Genomic DNA, 3,628 nt, shown 5'->3' with positions numbered 1-3,628 from the left:
TTAGAATTAACACCAGAAGAAGAAGAAAAATTTACTACTCAACTTGGTAGTATTTTAGAATATATCGAGCAACTGAGCGAGCTTGATGTTGCTGATGTACCTCCCACAACCAGAGCGATTGATGTTAGCAATATAACAAGAGAGGATATATTAAAACCCTATACTAACAGAGAGGGTATTCTTAACAGCGCACCTGAACAGGAAGGTGATTTTTTCAAAGTTCCTAAAATCCTCAATGCTGAATAAATAACAATTAACAATTGATAATTGATAATTGACAATTGTTTAATTCAAGGTTTCAACCCTCCCCTTTCAAGGGGATAAAACCCAAAAAAATCCGCTTTTTCAATATTCTTCCTCATTGTCAATTGTTCATTGTTAATTGTCGATTATTGAAAAACTACCAAAATTAAACAAATTTTAGGAAGTTTCAGGGGAATTAAGCTGTTGTGCATTTAATTTGTATAAGTGGAACAGGCATCTTGCCTGTTAAACAAGAGTTTAAAATATTAGTCCTATACAATTTAGCTGTGTAACAGCTTATCTTACCCTGGTTTTTTGTTGAGTCTTGATTTTACGATACTAAAAAAAACCTGCTTTTGCAGGTAAACACACAACGAAACTAAAAATTCTAAAAAATTAACACCAATTAACATGAATAAACATTAATAAACATCAAAAAAAGGAAATAATTCACTGGTAATAAGCTTGTTCTGCTTCTAATTGACGAATAAGTTGCTCATCACCTTTTAATCTTGCCATTTCTAGACGATGTTCAACATTTTTTTTCAGGTTTTGTCTATGTGCTTCATCAGCTTTTTTAACTGCTTGTATTCGATTAATATTTATCGCCATAATTTTGACCTTGATATTTTTGATGATGTCATGTTTTTATAAAATACCAGATTTTTTGTAATTATCGTTACAGACAATTTTTAATAATTGTAAATTTTAAATGAGGTAATGAATGAAAAATTTTGAATTTATATGAATCAAGCAAAAATTTTGACCTTATTAAGTGACTTTGGATATAATGATGTATATGTCGGAGTAATGAAAGGTATAATTTGCCAAATTAATCCAAATCTGACCTTAATAGATTTAAATCATCAAATTCCACCGCAAAACATCGCCGCAGCTAGATTTTCCTTGATGAATGCCTATCCTTATTTTCCCCAGGGTACGGTACATTTAGCAGTAGTAGATCCGGGGGTGGGTAGTCAAAGGAGAGCGATCGCTCTAAAATTAGATCAAGGTTATCTTGTCGGACCAGATAACGGCATTTTTAGCGGTATAATTGCTGAAAATAAAGTAATAACAGCAGTAGAGTTAACAAACTCTCAATATTGGCGAACATCTCAACCTAGCAGCACCTTTCACGGTAGAGATATTTTCGCACCTGTCGCAGCACATTTAGCAAGTGGTGTATCTGTGCAAAACTTAGGCAGAGAAATCAATCCTGAAACTTTGGTAAAATTAGATATTGGCGAATGTCGAGAAATTACTAACGGTATAGCAGGTTGTATTGACTATATAGATCACTTTGGTAATTTAATCAGTAATATTCCTGGTAGGTTTGTGGAGGGTAAAACCTGGTGTGTAGAAGTTCAAGGTTTGCAAATACCAGGATGTGAAACTTACAGTGATGTGGAAGTTGGGGAAATTTTAGCTTTGGTTGGTAGTCATGGATGGGTAGAAATTGCTGTATATAAAGGTAATGCACAGGTACAATTGCAGAGAAAATATTTAGATCATTTACAAATCTTGTTTTTGGGAGATTGTTAATTTATACTATAATTTTATATCTCACGCAAAGGCGCAAAGACGCAAAGGAAGAGAAAAAGTTAAAATGTAATATTTCGGGTATAAAATTACTGTCAACGCCAAAACAACATGAAACTCAGAACATCAAAAATTGTTATTTTGTCATCTTTACTGGCTTTAGCTACCACCGTCAGCTTCAGTAAACCTAGCTACGCAGAAGGTACTAAATTTTATTGCCATAGAGTTAATGGTAAATATTTCACCTTTGCACGCACAGAGGACGGGAGAAAATACAGGGTGATAAGATGGAATTCTACAGATTTTCCTGCACCTTATAGTCCTGAAGCCAGATGTCGTGAAGTGTCATCAAGATTTCAGCGCAATTATGATCATGGTACACTAAAGAAAATCGTTAGTGGTATAATTAACAAACAACCTGTAATTTGCTCTGGAAGTGACTCTAACACAGTCTGTAACAGTCGAAATTTACTTTTTACTCTCAAACCGGGTGCAAATAGAAAAGCGGTAGCCGCTAAACTTTTTGACAAAAGTGCTTTAGCAGCAGGTAAAATCGACATTCAAACAGGAGATCCTGAGGATATTATGTTTGATTTTGATATCTATTTCGATAATTTAGCAAGTGAATAAAAAACTGAGGTCTGTTTTTAAATTGCTTGATTTTAAACTGCTTGATTTCAAACCTATTAAAATTATTACCTGTGTTAGCGGGTTATCTCTCCTACTATCAACATCAACCGCTAATACAGGTATCTCTGTAAATGTTTCTGAGGTAAATCAAAGTCAAAATGGAAACAGGGAACAAATAAAAACCGAACTTTCTCAAAGCGAGTTAAAAAAACAAGCAGCAACTATTACCGTCAAAGTGCTATCCACAGACTTCCTGGGTTCAGGAATTTTACTGAAAAAACAAGATAATAAACAAGATAATAAACAAGATAATAAACAAGATAATATCTATACTGTTTTAACCAACGCTCATGTATTAGCAGCAGATGAACCACCTTATAAAATAGTAACTCCAGATGGGAAAGTATATAAAGCAGAAGTATCAAAAACAGCAAAGTTAGAAAAATATGATTTAGGGATATTAGAATTTTCCAGCAGAGAAAATTATGCAGTTGCAGTTATGGGAGAGAAACCCAAAACCGGAGATGAAGTATTTGTAGTTGGTTTTCCCATCAACCAGGAAAACAGCACAGTTAAAGAAATTACACTAACCACCGATAAAATAGCCTTAGTCTTAGAAAAAGCACTATCAGGGGGATATCAAATAGGATACACCAACCAACTTGACAAAGGCATGAGCGGCGGACCATTATTAAATACACAAGGTGAGTTAGTCGGAGTTAATGGGATGCACGCTTTTCCTATTTGGGAAAATCCCTCAATGTATATAGATGGTACACCAACAACAGAAACATTACATCAACAAATTATCCGTTTAAGTTGGGCAGTACCCCTAGAGCGTCGATTCAGTAATGCTAGGTAATCTGTTTTTACCTTGTAGGGGCGAAGCATTCGGACGGAATATCAATGGTTTTAGCGATAGGTTATCACCCGAATGCTTCGCCCTGACGATTAATGAATCGGTGTTCTAGAAAAACTAAACCTTAAAAATTCTCCTTCCCAGTCTCAGACTGGGAATGCAAAAGGTGAGTCTCTGACTCACAACATGGTAAAATAATATTAATGATTCCTAGTTGAAGATATAATAGATAAATAGGGTTTGCTGAATAAACCTAAAACCTTGATATATCAAAGGTTAGAGGCTGATAAACACAGAAATTAGTGCAAGGGTTTTGAAGGGTATACCGGAAAAAGTGTGCATTTTTTGGGATTTCAA

At 34.6% G+C, this 3,628-nt stretch carries 5 protein-coding genes; 4 read left to right on the top strand and 1 reads right to left on the bottom strand.

What is annotated here, in order from left to right:
• Nucleotides 1–246: Asp-tRNA(Asn)/Glu-tRNA(Gln) amidotransferase subunit GatC (gatC, locus tag FFR48_RS26290; protein WP_137669388.1), on the top strand; the 246-nt coding region annotated here is incomplete at its 5' end.
• Between the two features lie 447 nt (nucleotides 247–693).
• On the opposite strand, the gene pirA is transcribed toward gatC, so the two are convergent.
• On the bottom strand, nucleotides 694–855 hold the full coding sequence (pirA, locus tag FFR48_RS26285; protein WP_162501974.1) for an arginine synthesis PII-interacting regulator PirA: 162 nt from the start codon (nucleotides 853–855) through the stop codon (nucleotides 694–696).
• 132 nt (nucleotides 856–987) lie between these two features.
• On the opposite strand from pirA, the gene FFR48_RS26280 reads away from it, so the two are divergent.
• From FFR48_RS26280 to FFR48_RS26270, 3 genes are all read left to right on the top strand, one after another.
• Nucleotides 988–1,785, top strand: a complete 798-nt coding sequence (locus FFR48_RS26280) for an SAM hydrolase/SAM-dependent halogenase family protein (protein WP_137669387.1) — start codon at nucleotides 988–990, stop codon at nucleotides 1,783–1,785.
• A gap of 108 nt (nucleotides 1,786–1,893) precedes the next feature.
• Nucleotides 1,894–2,412: a COP23 domain-containing protein gene (locus FFR48_RS26275; protein WP_137669386.1), complete on the top strand. Its 519-nt coding sequence runs from the start codon at nucleotides 1,894–1,896 to the stop codon at nucleotides 2,410–2,412.
• Nucleotides 2,405–3,274, top strand: a complete 870-nt coding sequence (locus tag FFR48_RS26270; protein ID WP_236104197.1) for a S1 family peptidase — start codon at nucleotides 2,405–2,407, stop codon at nucleotides 3,272–3,274. Before FFR48_RS26275 ends, FFR48_RS26270 begins: the two co-directional genes overlap by 8 nt.
• Nucleotides 3,275–3,628: the final 354 nt, after the last annotated feature.

It is taken from the genome of Sphaerospermopsis reniformis, from assembly GCF_005402885.1.
GTDB classification, from domain to species: Bacteria; Cyanobacteriota; Cyanobacteriia; order Cyanobacteriales; family Nostocaceae; genus Sphaerospermopsis; species Sphaerospermopsis kisseleviana.
This window is presented reverse-complemented; position numbering and strand designations above follow the sequence as displayed.